This window comes from Streptomyces sp. NPDC047525, from assembly GCF_040643025.1.
GTDB classification, from domain to species: domain Bacteria; phylum Actinomycetota; class Actinomycetes; order Streptomycetales; family Streptomycetaceae; genus Streptomyces; species Streptomyces durmitorensis.
The window spans coordinates 29,604-43,175 of record NZ_JBEYTL010000003.1 but is presented as its reverse complement, the minus strand read 5'-3'; the positions used below and the strand labels follow the sequence as shown (position 1 = coordinate 43,175).

General features: G+C 71.1%; 13 protein-coding genes. All 13 read right to left on the bottom strand.

Annotated elements, in window-relative coordinates; all coding sequences use genetic code 11:
* Positions 1-55: 55 nt before the first annotated feature.
* Positions 56-1,153, bottom strand: coding sequence for a mechanosensitive ion channel family protein (locus ABZ833_RS09230; RefSeq protein WP_361043295.1), 1,098 nt, complete (start codon positions 1,151-1,153; stop codon positions 56-58).
* 225 nt (positions 1,154-1,378) lie between these two features.
* Entirely contained in the window at positions 1,379-2,191 is an 813-nt protein-coding gene (locus tag ABZ833_RS09225) for an SAM-dependent methyltransferase (protein WP_361043293.1), read from the bottom strand.
* Positions 2,192-2,288: 97 nt separating this feature from the next.
* Positions 2,289-3,026: an Asp/Glu racemase gene (locus ABZ833_RS09220; protein ID WP_361044715.1), complete on the bottom strand. Its 738-nt coding sequence runs from the start codon at positions 3,024-3,026 to the stop codon at positions 2,289-2,291.
* A gap of 80 nt (positions 3,027-3,106) precedes the next feature.
* Positions 3,107-3,598: a MarR family winged helix-turn-helix transcriptional regulator gene (locus tag ABZ833_RS09215; protein ID WP_361043290.1), complete on the bottom strand. Its 492-nt coding sequence runs from the start codon at positions 3,596-3,598 to the stop codon at positions 3,107-3,109.
* Between the two features lie 39 nt (positions 3,599-3,637).
* Positions 3,638-4,486: an alpha/beta hydrolase gene (locus ABZ833_RS09210; protein ID WP_361043287.1), complete on the bottom strand. Its 849-nt coding sequence runs from the start codon at positions 4,484-4,486 to the stop codon at positions 3,638-3,640.
* Positions 4,483-5,136: an isochorismatase family protein gene (locus ABZ833_RS09205; RefSeq protein WP_361043284.1), complete on the bottom strand. Its 654-nt coding sequence runs from the start codon at positions 5,134-5,136 to the stop codon at positions 4,483-4,485. The genes ABZ833_RS09210 and ABZ833_RS09205 overlap by 4 nt, the downstream gene beginning before the upstream one ends.
* On the bottom strand, positions 5,133-5,831 hold the full coding sequence (locus ABZ833_RS09200) for an SRPBCC family protein (protein WP_361043281.1): 699 nt from the start codon (positions 5,829-5,831) through the stop codon (positions 5,133-5,135). The genes ABZ833_RS09205 and ABZ833_RS09200 overlap by 4 nt, the downstream gene beginning before the upstream one ends.
* Positions 5,831-6,355 carry a (2Fe-2S)-binding protein gene (locus ABZ833_RS09195; protein ID WP_361043278.1) on the bottom strand — a complete coding sequence of 175 codons (525 nt, stop codon included), beginning with the start codon at positions 6,353-6,355 and terminating at the stop codon, positions 5,831-5,833. The genes ABZ833_RS09200 and ABZ833_RS09195 overlap by 1 nt, the downstream gene beginning before the upstream one ends.
* Complete coding sequence (locus tag ABZ833_RS09190) at positions 6,352-8,712, bottom strand: xanthine dehydrogenase family protein molybdopterin-binding subunit (protein WP_361043275.1); 2,361 nt, start codon at positions 8,710-8,712, stop codon at positions 6,352-6,354. The genes ABZ833_RS09195 and ABZ833_RS09190 overlap by 4 nt, the downstream gene beginning before the upstream one ends.
* Positions 8,709-9,557, bottom strand: coding sequence for an FAD binding domain-containing protein (locus ABZ833_RS09185; protein WP_361043272.1), 849 nt, complete (start codon positions 9,555-9,557; stop codon positions 8,709-8,711). Before ABZ833_RS09185 ends, ABZ833_RS09190 begins: the two co-directional genes overlap by 4 nt.
* Positions 9,558-9,593: 36 nt before the next feature.
* Complete coding sequence (locus ABZ833_RS09180) at positions 9,594-10,997, bottom strand: MFS transporter (RefSeq protein WP_361043269.1); 1,404 nt, start codon at positions 10,995-10,997, stop codon at positions 9,594-9,596.
* A 17-nt stretch (positions 10,998-11,014) separates the two neighbouring features.
* Complete coding sequence (locus ABZ833_RS09175; protein ID WP_361043267.1) at positions 11,015-12,286, bottom strand: FAD-dependent monooxygenase; 1,272 nt, start codon at positions 12,284-12,286, stop codon at positions 11,015-11,017.
* Between the two features lie 43 nt (positions 12,287-12,329).
* Entirely contained in the window at positions 12,330-13,361 is a 1,032-nt protein-coding gene (locus ABZ833_RS09170; protein WP_361043264.1) for a hypothetical protein, read from the bottom strand.
* Positions 13,362-13,572 lie beyond the last annotated feature (211 nt).

Sequence of the window (13,572 nt, the reverse complement as noted above, 5' to 3'; positions counted from 1 at the left end):
TGATCCGGTCCGGGCCAGTCCGGAGCGGCCCGGTCGGTGCCGCGGCGCTGCCCCGCTAGGGCTGCGGCACCGACTTCGCCGGCGTCGTGGACTCACGCTGGTGCGGGATCAGGGGCGAGGGAAGCTCACCCTGCTGCACGTGCACGGTCCTGACCGGGGACGGCACCCGGATGCCCTCGGCGCGGTAGCGCTGGTGGAGCTGCTTGATGAACTCGTGCTTGATGCGGTACTGGTCGCTGAACTCGCCGACGCCCAGGATCACCGTGAAGCTGATCCGGGAGTCCCCGAAGGTGTGGAAGCGCACGGCCGGTTCGTGGTCGGGAAGGGCGCCGTCGACGTCCTTCATGACGTTCTCCACGACCTCGGTCGTGACGCGCTCGACCTGCTCCAGGTCGCTGTCGTAGCTGACGCCGACCTGGACCATGATGGACAGGTCCTGCTCGGGGCGGCTGAAGTTGGTCATGTTCGTGCCCGCGAGCTGGGCGTTGGGGATGATGACGAGGTTGTTCGACAGCTGACGCACCACCGTGTTGCGCCAGTTGATGTCGACGACGTAGCCCTCCTCACCGCTGCTGAGCTTGATGTAGTCGCCCGGCTGCACCGTCTTCGCGGCGAGGATGTGCACGCCCGCGAAGAGGTTGGCCAGGGTGTCCTGCAGGGCCAGGGCCACCGCGAGGCCGCCGACGCCCAGCGCCGTGAGCATCGGGGCGATGGAGACGCCGAGCGTCTGCAGGACGACGAGGAAGCCCATCGCGAGCACGACGACGCGGGTGATGTTGACGAAGATCGTCGCTGATCCCGCGACGCCCGACCGGGACTGAGCGACGGACTTCACCAGGCGCGTGACCACGCGGGCCGCCGTCAGGGTCGCGGCGAGGACGAGCAGGGCGGTCAGCGTCATCGAGACGTTGCGGCCGGTCCTGGGGGTGAGCGGGAGGGCCGCGGCGGCGACGGCCGCGCCCGCGGTTATCGCCGCGCAGGGGACCAGCGTACGTATGGCGTCGACGATGACGTCATCGCCGCTCCACCGGGTCCTGCTGGCCCGTTCGCCCAGCCACCGCAGGATCATGCGCAGCAGCAGACCCGCCGCGATGCCAACGGCCACCGCGATACCGGCGGTGATCAGGTCGTGCCATGTGAGGGCTCGCTCCATCAGTTCATTCTCCAGGTTGTGCGGGCGCACCGGACGTATGTTCGCGGTCCGGCGCGAGCGTCATCCTGCCCCATGGGTGCGGCGCCGTTGCCGGGGGCCCGCACCAGCCTGCCCTCAACTCGCCGGGCGCAGGGTGAAATCAGACATCCCGCGCCGAACCGACTGACTCCGGGTCAGCTTCCCGGCGCCGCTCGCCGCTCGCCGCTCGCCGCACCCCGTCACCGGCTACGGCTTGCGCGCCACGCCCGCGTACATCGACACCGAAGTCCCGTTCCTGACCTCGTCGACGCCGAGCTCCGGATGCCAGTCCGGCAGCCAGCCGATGCCGGGGTCCAGCAGCTCCAGGCCCTCGAAGAACCGCTCCACCTCGGCCCGCGAGCGCGGCACGAGCGTGACGCCGCCCGCCTTGTACATCTCCACGGCCTGCCGCGTCCGCTCCGGATCGAAGTCACCGGCAACCTGCGACAGGACCAGGTGGCTGCCCGGCGCGAGGGCGGCCATGAGCCGCGCCACGACGTCGTACGCACCGTCGTCGTCGCTGATGAAGTGCAGCAGCGCATTCAGCGACAGGGCGATCGGCCGGGCGAAGTCCAGTACGCCCTCGGCCTGTTCGAGGATCTTGTCCGGCTCGCGCGCGTCCACCTGGAGGAACTCCGTCGCCCCCTCGGGCGTACCCCGCAGCAGCGTCAGCGCGTGCGCGAGCACGGTCGGATCGTTGTCCACATACACGACGCGTGCCTCGGGGGCGACCGACTGGGCGATGCGGTGCAGGTTCGGCTCGGTGGGGATCCCTGCGCCGATGTCCAGGAACTGGCGTATCCCGGGCCCTCCCACGAGGTGGCGCGTGGCGCGCTGCATGAACCAACGGTTGTGCTGCGCGTAGTACTTGGCCTGCGGTTCGAGCGAAACGATCTGGAGCCCGAGCTCCTCGTCCACCGGGTAGTTGTCCTTGCCGCCCAGGTACCAGTCGTAGACCCGGGCGGGGTGTGCCTTGCTGGTGTCGATCGGGTGGGTGGCGGGCGGCGGGATCGCGGTCATGCGTCAACTCCCAGTGAGGAGGCGGGCGTTCAGACGGACTTCGCGTACGTCCGGTCATCGTGCCCGCTCGGCCCACCAGGCTCAAGCGCCTCCCGACTCAGGCACCACTCGGGTCCCGCAGCAGACTGCCCGCCCCCGGCACGTGCGGCGGCAGGCCCAGCTCGGTCAGGATCCGGTACGCCGTCGCGGTGGCCGCCGACAGGACGGGAAGGCCCGCCGCGTCCTCCACCGCCTGGATCGACGCCAGCGAAGGCATCTGCACACACGCCGAGAGGACGAGCGCGTCGGCGCGGCCGAGGTCCACGCGGCGCCAGTGGTCGCGCAGGTCGGCGGGGTCGAGCCGGGCCACCGCGAGGTTGTCCGGCACCTCCAGGCTGAGCGCGTCCACGACCTCGATCCCGGTGTCCTCGATGTAGTCGGCGACCAGACGCGTGAGCGGCTTCATGTACGGGGTGATGATCGCGACCCGCGACGCCCCGAGCGCCTTGATGCCGTCGAGCAGGGCGCCCGCGCTGGAGATCACCGGGGCCTGCGCGCCCTCGGAGCGCAGGGCGGCGGTGATCTCGTCCTCCGCCGTGCAGTGGTGTCCGGGCCCCTGCGCCATGATCGCGACGAGGCAGGCAGTGGCGACCACGTCGGGCCTGGCGTCGGCCAGTTCGAGGGCGGCGCGCTCGGTCTGCGCGTTCATGGCCTTGAGCTGCTCCGGCGTCACGTGCTTCATGCGCATCCGGCTGCTGTGGAAGACGAACCGGTCCTGCGGGGCCACGGCCTCGCGGTCGCGCAGCATGCGCGGCAGCTCCGTCTCCATCGTCAGGTTCGAGCTGGGCACGATCATGCCGATGTGGTGGTCGGTCGCTGTCGTCGCGGTCACTGCCACGGGATCCTCCGGATGTTCTCGTACGACTGCGCGTACGGCTATGAGTCCTCGGTGAGTCCCTCCCAGTGATCGGCGAGGGACGTGAGGAGATGCATGACTTCTTCGCGCCGCTCGCCGCCGAACGGCTCCAGGAGCCGCTCGTCGAGCTCGCGGGCGCGACGGTTGGAGTCGTGGAGGGTGCGCTCACCCTCCTCGGTCAGATAGAGCAGCTTGCGGCGGCCGTCGTCGGCGGCCGTCTTGCGCAGGAGCAGCCCCCGGTTCTCCAGGCGCCGTGCCACGTCCGCCATCGTCGACGTGTCCAGGGCGACCGCCGACGCCATCGACCGCTGGTCGCGGCCCGGCGATGCGTCCACGGCCTGCAGCACGGCGAACTGCGGTCCGGTGAGCGTGGGGTCCACCGCGCGGATCCAGACCGCGAGGTACGCCTGGTACAGGCGCCGTACCTGATATCCGGGCGCTGCCGTGAGGGCGGCGGGCGGACCGGGCCGCCCGTCCTGCGCAGACGTCGTGGTGGAGGTTTCGTCAGCCATGGAGCCCACTTAAGCACGGTGGTTGATCGGTTCGGGCGGTCAGGTCAGCATCGGGCGCAGCGCCTCGCGCAGGGCGGAAAGGGCGGCGCGGGTGCTGTCCCAGAACAGCATGTGACCCGCGTCCGGGATGCTGCAGATGACGGCCGACGGGTGCAGCCGCGCGGCCTCGGCGGCGCCCGCCGCGGTGACGACGGGGCTGTCCGCGCCGTACAGGAGCGCCGTGGGTCCCGGCACGGAGGGCCACCAGGAGAAGAAGTCCTCGGTCTCGAAGCCGCGGTGCGTGGCGGTGATCGCCTCCGCGTCGCAGCTCGCGAGCCAGCGGGCCCGCAGCTCCTGTTCCCGGCGCGGCCAGCGCGGCCAGGACAGGGCCACCTCGTCCGCGTCGGTACCGCGCCGAGCCTGTGCCAGCTGGTCGAGGAAGGCCTCCAGGGGTGTCGGATAGGGCCCGCGTCCGGGTCCGCTCATCGGCGGGTCCCCGAGGACCGTGCCGCGCAGCGCCACCTTGCCGCGGACCGCGGTCACCGCGGCGATGCGCGCGCCCATGGAGTGCCCGAACAGGACGGGACGGTCGAGGCCGAGCCCGGTGACGACGGCTTCGACGTCCTCGGCGTACTCCTCGAGGGAGTGGGCGCCGCCGCCGTCGGAGAGCCCGCGCCCTCGGACGTCGAGCACCAACGGGCGTACGGCGTCGGTGAGTTCGCGCGCCACGAAGTCCATCGTGACGGCGGGGCTGGTGATGCCGGGCAGGACGAGCAGCGGAATGCCGGGGCCGCCGTAGTCGAGGACGTGCAGCCGCGTGGCGCCCGAGCGGACCCAGCGGCCGGTCGCGGGGACGTCGGCCAGGTCGGCGAGGGCCGCCTGCGGCAGGCAGCGGTCGGGCGGGGTCATGCGTTCCTCCCGGGGAGGGCTTCGAGGTAGTCGGTTGCTTCCTTGAGGTCGATGACGTCGCCGTACTTGGCCTGGATGTCGAAGAGGCTCGCCTCGTGCGGCCCCGCGGCACGGTCGCCGACGCAGGCGCGCGGCACGAGCACCGAGAACCCGCTCTGCACGGCGTCGACCGCCGTCGCCCGTACGCAGCCGCTGGTCGTCGCCCCGCACACCAGGACGGTGTCGCGGCCCAGACCGGTGAGCAGGGCGGCGAGCGAGGTCCCGAAGAAGGCGGATGCCCCCTTCTTCACCACCATCAAGTCCTTTGGCTCACGCGGCAGTCGGGGGTCGAGTGCCACCTCCTCGCTGCCCTCGACCAGGGACCGCATGCCCTGGGCCTTGTGCAGCCAGGTGACGGAGTCACCCGTGGCCTCGGCGGGCGTGTAGGCGATCGCGGTGAAGATGACGGGCACGTCGGCGGGCCGTCCGCTGTCGATCAACTCGCCGACCGAGCCCACCACTTCACTGAGGTCCGCGCCCGAGGGGAATCCCTCCTCGGTGAAGCCGCGCGTGAGGTCGACGACCAGGATCGCGGGGCGGGTGCCCCGGCGCACGGGAGCGCCGAATCCGGCTCGTTCGTAGGTACGTTCCGTCTCCTGGCCGTAGTTCACGAGGCCCTCCCCGGCGCGCGCAGGGCCCGCAGAGTCCGCAGCTCCCGCGCCTGTGTGCCGAGCCGGCCCAGCAGCCAGCCCTCGAAGAGACCAAGGGCGAAGGCACCTGCGACGACGCCGTACTTGGCGGCGGCCGGTCCCAGAAGCATGGAGAGACCGTCGAGTTCGGCCTCCGCCACGGGCGCGGGGCGGGCCGCTTCCCGCACCGCTCCGGGCGCCGCGGCCGGAAGACCCGAAGGGGCCGGTGCCCGGTCCTGGTCGAGCAGGCTGCCCAGGTTCTGCGCGAACTGCTGAAGGATCCGGTCGGACACCGTCGCGATGGCCCCCTTCCCGAACTGCGCGATCTTGCCCCGGATCACCAGATCCGTGGAGATCTTGAGCAGCGTGCCATCGGCCGCCGGAAGCACGTCGAGGGCGACCTCGGCCTCCGCGTCGCCGCTGCCGTGGGTGTCGGCGCCGCGCGCCTGGACCCGCAGCCGCCGCCCCTGCGGATCGACCTCCAGGAAGCGGACCGTACCGGCGTACGCGGCGCTGATCGGACCGACCTTGATCTTCACGGAGCCCTGCCAGGCGTCTCCGTCACGCCCCTCGAGTGCGGCGCCCGGCATGCACGAGGCGACCCGCTCGACGTCGTTCATCAGGGCGAAGACCTCGTCCGGCGAGGCCTTGACCGGGACCGAGCTGGTGAGCTGCATCAGAACTCCTTGGGGCAGCGCCGGGCGGCGGCGCACCCGTCGATCGCCTCGACGATGGTCTGGTAGCCGGTGCACCGGCAGAGGTTGGAGGCGACGACCTCGCGGATCTCGTCCTTGGTCGCCTCGGGCCGCTCGGCGAGGAACCCCTCGGCGAGCATCAGGAAACCGGGGGTGCAGAAGCCGCACTGCAGGCCGTGGTGCTCGCTGAACGACCTTTGCAGATCGCTCAGTTCAGCTCCGTCCGACAGTGACTCGACGGTACGGATCCGAGCGCCCTCGGCCTGCGCCGCGAACATCAGGCACGCGCGTACGGGCCGGTCGTCGACCAGGACCGTGCACGCACCGCAGATGCCGTGCTCGCAGCCGACGTGGGTGCCGGTCAGGCGCAGATCGTGCCGGAGCACGTCGACGAGGGTGCGCCGGGGCTCGGTGATCACTTCGTGCCGCTCGCCGTTCACGTCGAGCGTGAGCAGCAGCACATCGGTGGCGTTGCCGGTGTCGGTCAGGTGTCCGGTGTCGGTCATGAGGAGAGCTCCAGGTTCAGGGCGCGGTGCACCGTCTCCGGGGTGATGGGGGTGTGGTCGAGCTCGACGCCCGTGGGGAGCAGGGCGTCGTTGACGGCGTTGAGCACGGCGGCGGGCGCCCCGATGGTGCCGCCCTCGCCCGCGCCCTTCGCGCCCGTCTCGGTGAACGCGCACGGAGTCTCCAGGTGGTGGATGAGCACGTCGGGGATCTCGTGGGCGGTGGGCACCTTGTAGTCCATGAAGCTGGTCGCCGACGGCTCGCCCTGGGCGTCGTACGTCACCTGCTCGAAGAGCGCGCCCGCGATGCCCTGCGCGATGCCGCCCCGGCACTGGCCCTCCACGACCTGCGGGTTGATCGCCACACCGCAGTCCTCGACGCAGACGTACCGCAGGATCTCCACCTGCCCGGTGCCTTCGTGGAGTTCGACGACCACGCCGTGCGTGGCGTTCGAGAAGGTGCCGTCGTTGAAGACGTCGAAGGTGGCGGTGGCGCTCAGGCCCGGTTCGATGTCCTTGGGCAGCAAGTGCGCCTGGAGGTAGGCGATGTCGGCCAGTTCCTCGTACGTCAGGGTGGTGCCGTCACGGTGTCGTGCGGCGCCGCCCGCGAGCTCCACGTCCTGCGGTCCGACCTCCCAGCGCGCCGCCGCGATCCGGCACAGCTTCTCGCCGAGCTTCGCCGCCGCGAGCCGCACCGCGCTGCCGCCCACCGTGATCGAGCGGCTCGCGAAAGTCCCCCAGCCGTAGGTGATGCGCTCGGTGTCCCCCTGATGGAGCTTCACCTTGCCGATGTCCAGGCCCAGTTCGTCGGCGACGATCTGCGCCATCGTCGTCTCGTGGCTCTGCCCGTGGCTCATCGTGCCGGTGGTGACGGTCACCGCGCCGCTGGTGTCCATCCGGACCTCGGAGATGTCGAAGCCGGGGACGACCCGCATCTTGCGCTGCGCGAAGGCCGCGGAGCCGTACCCGGTGCGCTCGCTGAAGCAGGAGTAGCCGATGCCGATGTGCCGCCCCTGCGCTGCCGCCGCCGAACGCTTCTCGTACCAGCCCTCGTCCTTGACGAGCCGCTCGCACAGGTTCAGCGACTCCAGATAGGAACCCGGGTCGTACGTGATGTTGTTGACGCCCGTGTAGGGGAACTCGGTGATGACGTTGCGGCGGCGGATCTCGACCGCGTCCAGGCCCAGTTCACGCGCGGCCCGCTCGAAGAGCCGCTCCACCACCATCACGTACTGCGGACGGCTCACCCCCCGATAGGGCGCGGTGGGCGCCTTGTTGGTGGTGACCGCCCGGCCGCGCACCCGGTAGGCGGGCACCTGGTAGACACCGGGCATCTCCGCCGACGCCATCAGCGGCTCGATGCCCGCCGTGAACGGATAGCAGGAGTAGGCGCCCATGTCGCACACCACGTCGGCGTCGAGGCCGAGGATCCTGCCCTCCTCGTCGAAGGCCGCGCGCACGTCGTAGTGCTGCTCGCGCGCCAGGAAGGAGGCGGACAGGGCGTCCTTGCGGTCCTCGATCCACTTCACCGGCCTGCGCAGCCGCAGGGCCGCGGCTGCCGCGGCGATCTCCTCGCGCCCGACCACGCACTTCTGTCCGAAGCCGCCGCCCATGTCGGGCACCACGACCCGCACCGCCCTCTCGTCCAGGCGCAGACAGCGGGACGCCACCGTCCGTACCTGGTGCGGGACTTGGGTGCAGGTCTGCAGGACGAGCTGCTCCTCGCGGTCGTCCCAGTGGGCGACGACACCACGCGTCTCCAGGGGCAGGGCGTTCTGCCGGCCGGTCCGTGACGCGACGTGCACGACACAGGCTGCGGTGTCGAAGACCTCGTCGATGCCGTCCGTGGCGAAGAGCGAGACGTCCACGAGGGTGTTGCGCGCGGCCTCCTCGTGAAGCAGGGGCGCCCCGGGCGCGAGGGCGGCCTCCTCGGAGGTGACCGGCTCAAGGGGTGCGTAACTGACCTTGGCCGCTTCCAGGCCGTCCTCGACGGCGTACGCGTTCTTCGCGACGACGATCGCGACGGGCTCCCCGACGTAGCGGACCCGGTCGCGGGCCAGGACGGGCATCGCGGTCGGCACGAACTCCGAAAGTGGACGGCCCAGTTGGGCCGTGATGTCGGTGAGCTCCAGGTCGTCGGCGGTGAACGCCGCGACGACGCCCGGCACGTCGCGTACCGCCGTCAGGTCGATCGACGTGATCTCGCCGTGCGCGACCGTGCTGCGCACGAACTGGGCGTGCAGCATCCCCGGCAGCGCGATGTCGTCGACGAACCGGCCACGGCCGGTGAGGAGCCGTGGATCCTCGCGCCGGGCCACGGACCGCCCGACCAACTGGCCTTCCCTCACTGACTCGTTCATCGGGCCATCGCCTCCTCACAGGCACGCCGGACCAGCGTGCGGACGAGCTGCTTGCGGTAGTGCGTGCTGCCGGACGCGTCGGCCGGCGGTTCGACGGCATCCGCCGCCGCGGCCGCGCACTCGGCGAAGGAGCCGCCGCCCGCGAGGACGGCCTCCGCCTGCGGCACCCGGGTCACGGCGGCCGCGACCCCGCCGAGCGCGACGCGCCCGCCGCGTACCGCACCGCCTTCGACGTCGAGGTCCACGGCGGCCGAGACGAGCGCGAAGTCCCCCTGCCGTTCGGCGAATTCGGTCAGCGCGGCGTACGGTGCCGGGCGCGGGAAGACGATCTCGACGAGGATCTCGTCGAAGTCGAGGGCGGTGGTGTAGTAGCCGAGGAAGAAGTCCCCGGCAGCGATCCTGCGCTCGCCGCGCGGCCCTTGGGCCACGAACTCGGCGTCGAGCGCCAGGGCGAGCAGACACCACTCGGCAGTGGCGTCGGCGTGCGCGATGCTGCCGCCGACCGTGCCGCGGGTGCGGATCGGCAGATGCCCGATCCACGGCATGGCCCGGCGCAGCACGGCGAAGTCCGCCCCCAGCCGCCCCGCCGGGTCGCTCTCCACCGTGTGATGCGTGGTGAGCGCCCCTATGCGAAGGCCGCCCGCCGCATCCGTGTGCAGCCGGTCGAGCTCCCGCAGGCCGCCTATGTCGACCAGGTGCCGGGGCCTGGCGAGCCGGAAGTTCATCATCGCGACCAGGCTCTGGCCGCCTGCGACGACCTTGGCGTCGTCACCGAGCTCGGCGAGCAGCCGCGTGGCGCCGTCGAGGTCGCGGGCCCGGTGATAGGCGAAGGGGGCGGGCTTCATGGTCCTCCTGTCTTACGTTCGGTGCGTTCGTCCGCGTCAGAGCGCCGCTTGCTCGGTGACCGGCAGGGGTGACGCCGACGCGGACGCCGGAGGCTCCTCGTCCCCGTCCAGGGCGCGCCCCTTGGTCTCCGGTGCCGCCACCGCCATCCACACGACGGCCACCAGGACGGTCGCGCCGAGCACGGCGAACGTCAGCGGAAGTCCGAGCACCGGCCACATCACCGAACCGAAGAGCAGCGGCGCGAACCCGGTGAGCGCCCGGCTGACCGAGGAGGCCCAGCCGAAGCCGCTGGCCCGCAGGGGAGTGGGGTAGAGCTCGGAGACGTACGCGTACAGGGCGGGGATGGCCAGCTGGGCCAGGAAGCCGAAGACGCCGATGGCCACGACCGAGCCGGTCGGCAGGTCCCGCACCAGGGCGAACACCACCAGGGCGAGCGAGGCGACCGGGGCCGAGACGCCGATCAGCCACTTGCGGCCGACGAGGTCGACCAGGGCGGTGGAGACCAGGACGCCGACGATGCCGACGCCGCTCATCAGGGTGGTGCTCATGAACGCGGCCGTGTCGCCCTGGCCCTCCTCCTTGAGGATCGAGGGCATCCAGCTCAGCGCCGCGTAGTAGACGAGCATGATCGTGGAGAAGAGCAGCCAGGCCGCGGAGGTGATGCGCGGGCTGAAGGCCCAGATGCGGCGCAGCTGGTCGACGGCGGCGGCCACACCGCGCGGCCCGTCGTCCGGCACGGGATCGGGGATGACGTAGGGCTCAACGGGCGCGCCCGTCCGCGCCACCAGGTCGTCGATGACCTTGCGCGCCTCGACCTCGCGGCCCTTCTTCGTCAGATAGATCGGGGACTCGGGGATGCCGCGCCGGGCCCAGAAGAGCAGGAGCGCGGGCAGCACCATCGTCGCCAGCATCCAGCGCCAGTTGCCGTCGAGGGTCAGCATCGCCGTCGAGACGAGCCCGCAGAGGGTCACGCCCACCGGCCACCACGCGTCGAGCGCGGTCAGGATCCTGCCCCGGTACTTGCGCGGCGAGAACTCGCCCACCAGGGCGTAGTCCACGGGGATGCAGCCGCCGAGCCCCACGCCCGCGAGGAACCGCAGCGCGAGGAAGACCGGATACGTCGGCGCGAGCGCACCGAGCACCGAGAACATCGCGAAGATCAGCAGCGTGACGCTGAACGCCTTCTTGCGGCCGATCCGGTCGGCGACCGCGCCCCAGGCGACGGCGCCCACGGCCATCCCCACCAGGTTCGCGGTGGCCACGAGGCCGCGCTCGCTGAGCGAGAGGTCGAAGTGCTTGCCGAGGAGCGGCATGAGGAAGCCGTTCAAGGCGATGTCGTACGCGTCGAAGAGGTAGCCGAGGCCACCGATGATGAAGATCTTGCCCTGGACCGACCATCTCCAGGGAAGTTCCTGAACGATCTGATCGCCTGTTTTCACGTTCGCTCCAAAGGGGCTCAGCGGGAGAACTGGTAGGAGAACGCGCCGAGATCGGGGTCGCCCAGGGGGCTGCCGCCCCAGAGCCAGTCGTACGAGAGGTCGGACTCGCCGTCGAAGTCCTGCCGGAGCTTCTCGTCCCTGGCCCGCTGCTCGGGGCCGTCGGGGAAGTGGTAGAAGGTCTTGTTCTGCAGCGAGGCGTCCTGGACCATCCCGGCGTGCTTGGCGCGCCGGTCGACATAGCGGCGCAGCGCCGCCTCGATGCCGTCCGTCGTGACCGCGCCCAGCTCCTCGGCGAGCACGGCGGCGTCCTCCATGGCCTGCGAGGCGCCCTGCGCCTGGTAGGGCAGCATCGCGTGGCAGGCGTCGCCGAGCAGCGCGACCCGGCCGTCCTGCCACACCGGGTCGCGGCGCCGGTGGTAGAGCGCGAAGCAGGAGACGTCCTCCTTCGCCTTGGAGAGCATCGCGGGTACGCGGTCGTCCCAGCCGGGGAAGGCGTCGACGAGGTCCTGCGCGGTGGCGGCGACGGACCACTTCTCGGCGACCTCGTCCGTGCAGGGCACGCAGGCCACGATGTTGAGGAACTCGCCGCCGCGGATCATGTAGTGCACCAGATGGCGGTCGGGCCCGTACCAGATCGTGGACTGGTAGCGGTCCACCAGCCAGCGCGTCGCAGGGTCGGCCGCGATCAACTCGCCCGGTATGAGCGCCCGGTAGGCCATCTCGCCGGAGAACAGCAGGGTGTCGGGGGCGCCCATCAGGTCGCGCACCTGGGAGCGGATGCCGTCGGCGCCGATGACGACGTCGGAGGTGTACCGCCGCCCGTCGTCCGTGACCGCCACCGGACGCGCGGGATCCGTGCGGTCGAGCTCGGTGACCTTGCTCGCGGTGTGCAGCGCGACGACGGGGCCAGGACCCGCCGGGTCGACGCAGGCGTCCATGAGGACGCGGTGCAGATCGGCCCGGTGGTAGTGCCAGTACGGCGCGTTGAACTGCTCCTTGCAGCGCCGCCCGAGCGAGGTCAGGCCGACGACGCTGCCGTCCTTCCAGCGCCGTCGCACCTGGTCGAGCGGCTCGGTGTGGATGGCCTCCAGCTGACGGCGGAGCCCCAGGCCGAGCAGGACGCGGCTGGCGTTCGGCGCCGTCTGGATGCCCGCGCCGACCTCGCCGAGCTGCGGCGCCTGTTCGAGCACGGTGACCCGCAGACCGCGGTGCCGCAGCGCGAGGGCGGCGGTCAGGCCACCGAGACCGCCTCCGACGACGGTGACTTCGTACGACTGGCTGGACGCCACGCTTCCTCCATCTTCCTGGTACGTAAGGGCAGTTGGTGCGCGGTCAGCGCTCGGTGAGACGGCCGCCCGTCACGACTTCCGTGTCGTCGACCCTGACCGTGCAGCCCCGCATGGCGATGTCGAGATGGGCGTACGACTCGCGCCCGAGTACGGGGTGCGGTCCGGTGGACCACAGGAAGTTCCCGGCGAAGGCGCGGGCGTCCATGCCCATCAGGTCGTCCTTGCCGTACATCGCGGTGGCGAACCAGTCGGCCGTACGCATCAGGCCCCAGCCCATGTGGGAGAGGCTGCGCGCCCACTGGTCGTCGGCGTCCTCGAAGAACGTGTTCAGGAGCTCGGCCTCGGCGCCGCCCGACACCTTCTCGATCTGCCCGCCCGCGATCTGCAGGGTCACCGGCTGGCGCACGTACTCCTTGAAGGGCAGCAGGATGTCGCCCTCGGCGAGCACGATCTGGCCGTCGGAGATCTCCGGCCAGGCAAGGACCATGGTGCTCGGCCAGTGGTCCCAGCGGCCCGGGTCGTCGGCGAAGCCGCACTGGAACTCGGGCTTGGATCCGGCGAGTTGCACGGTCAGGTCCGTGCCCGCGTCCGAGGTGACCTTCATGACGGACGACCGCTTGAGCAGCTGGACGCCTTCGAGCACCTCGTCCTTGTCGGCCTCCTTGGGCAGATTGCGGATGAGGACGTCGGGTGCGTCGCAGACGAAGATGATGCGGGTGCCCGCGCGCAGGATCTCCTGCTGGACCGGCGCGTGGATGAAGCCCTCGCGGGTGAGGTCGACGACCAGATCGGCGGACTTCAGCAGGTCCTGCGCGGTGGAGTCGTTGAGCACGGAGACCAGGCCGGGGCCCGCGCCGGTGTGGGTGCTCGGCATCGGCGCGGGGCTGCCGCCGGGGACGGTCGCGGCGATGACATGGGCGCCGCACGTCTTCGCGGCGCCGAAGGCCGCCGCCACGTAGTCGCCGCGGCTGCCGGGCTCGGAGAGGACGACGACGTGCTCGCCCTCGCGCAGCTTGCACAGCCGCAGCTCGCGGGTGAACGCGTCGAGCAGATCGACGGACGAAAGATCGAACACGGGGGATCCCTTCTTTCGGGCTGCCGCGGACATGCGGGCAGCACGACTCCGGACACATCGTGCGAGGGGGCATGGGGGAGTTGTGAGGGAGCACAGACGGGTGCAGACAGGCCTGATTGGCCCGCCGTACAGGGTCTGAGCTGCGGTTACGAGGCGGTGGGTGACCGCCCGACTGAGATAATCCGAACACGTACTATCTCCCTTGGCAAGG

Excerpts from the sequence above, each read along its gene's own strand:
- ABZ833_RS09230 (WP_361043295.1), bottom strand. The coding sequence starts at position 1,153 with ATGGAGCGAGCCCTCACATGGCACGACCTGATCACCGCCGGTATCGCG.
- ABZ833_RS09225 (WP_361043293.1), bottom strand. The coding sequence starts at position 2,191 with ATGACCGCGATCCCGCCGCCCGCCACCCACCCGATCGACACCAGCAAG.
- ABZ833_RS09220 (WP_361044715.1), bottom strand. The coding sequence starts at position 3,026 with ATGATCGTGCCCAGCTCGAACCTGACGATGGAGACGGAGCTGCCGCGC.
- ABZ833_RS09215 (WP_361043290.1), bottom strand. The coding sequence starts at position 3,598 with ATGGCTGACGAAACCTCCACCACGACGTCTGCGCAGGACGGGCGGCCC.
- ABZ833_RS09210 (WP_361043287.1), bottom strand. The coding sequence starts at position 4,486 with ATGACCCCGCCCGACCGCTGCCTGCCGCAGGCGGCCCTCGCCGACCTG.
- ABZ833_RS09200 (WP_361043281.1), bottom strand. The coding sequence starts at position 5,831 with ATGCAGCTCACCAGCTCGGTCCCGGTCAAGGCCTCGCCGGACGAGGTC.
- ABZ833_RS09195 (WP_361043278.1), bottom strand. The coding sequence starts at position 6,355 with ATGACCGACACCGGACACCTGACCGACACCGGCAACGCCACCGATGTG.
- ABZ833_RS09190 (WP_361043275.1), bottom strand. The coding sequence starts at position 8,712 with ATGAACGAGTCAGTGAGGGAAGGCCAGTTGGTCGGGCGGTCCGTGGCC.
- ABZ833_RS09185 (WP_361043272.1), bottom strand. The coding sequence starts at position 9,557 with ATGAAGCCCGCCCCCTTCGCCTATCACCGGGCCCGCGACCTCGACGGC.